The sequence below is a fragment of the Mesorhizobium sp. M7A.F.Ca.US.002.01.1.1 genome (assembly GCF_004022955.1).
GTDB lineage: Bacteria > Pseudomonadota > Alphaproteobacteria > Rhizobiales > Rhizobiaceae > Mesorhizobium > Mesorhizobium ciceri.
Genome location: NZ_RZQE01000925.1, coordinates 1 through 1,076, shown reverse-complemented (window position 1 = coordinate 1,076; position 1,076 = coordinate 1). Strand labels below are relative to the sequence as shown.

Here is a 1,076-nt window from a genome sequence, read left to right as displayed (position 1 = left end):
GGTCACCACTACGGCGGTCGGCACGGCCAGCGGTGTGGTCAACGGAACGACCTACGCCTTCCAGGGCACCAATCCGACCTCGACGGTCAGCATCGGTGCACCCGGCGCCGAACGCACCATCACCAACGTCGCTGCTGGGCGGATCAGTTCAACATCGACCGACGCGATCAATGGCTCGCAGCTCGCCGCCACCAACCAGGCGGTGGACGCCATCGGCGCCGTCGTCAACAATCTCAACGTCGGCGGCGGCATCAAATATTTCCACGCCAACTCGACGGCGGCGGACTCCTCGGCCACTGGTACGGACTCGGTCGCCATCGGACCCGTCGCGACCGCGACGGGGACAAACGCCATCGCGGCCGGCGTCAATTCGAGCGCCTCCGACGCCAACGCCTCGGCCATCGGCAGTGGCGCCGTCGCGTCGGCGCTCGACGCAACGGCACTGGGGTACATCTCCAAGGCCTCGGGCCAATACAGCACCGCCATTGGCGCAAACGCCACCGCCACAGCCACGTCCAGCACGGCGATCGGCCAGAACTCGCTTGCGGCTGGCGTTCAGGCGACTGCTGTTGGTGTAGGCGCCAATGCCGTCGCCCAGAACGCGCTCGCGCTGGGCGCCGGCTCTGCTGCTGGCAATGCGGGCGACGTGGCGCTCGGCTCAGGCAGTGTCACCGACGTCGCCGTCGGCACGCCCAGCACCGTGATCAATGGCACCACCTACGCCTTCCAGGGCACCAACCCGACCTCGACGGTCAGCGTCGGCGCGGTCGGCGCCGAACGCACCATCACCAACGTCGCCGCCGGACGGATCAGTTCGACGTCGACCGATGCCATCAACGGTTCGCAGCTCGCCGCCACCAACCAGGCCGTCGACGCCATCGGCACCACGCTCAGCACCATCGGCGGTTCCGTCACCAATCTCGGCAACACGTTCAACAACATCGCCGGCGACACCTCGACGGCCTATACCGATGCCAACGGCATAGGCATCCGCTACGCCCGCACCAACGAGGCCGGGCTGGCGCAGACCGATTCCTTCGCCCAAGGCGTCGGGTCCACAGCGGTCGGTTACAATG

The 1,076-nt window shown here is 67.5% G+C and carries 1 pseudogene; it reads left to right on the top strand.

The features are described 5' to 3' along the window. Positions 1 to 1,076: pseudogene (locus tag EN932_RS36775) on the top strand (calcium-binding protein); the annotation flags it as partial.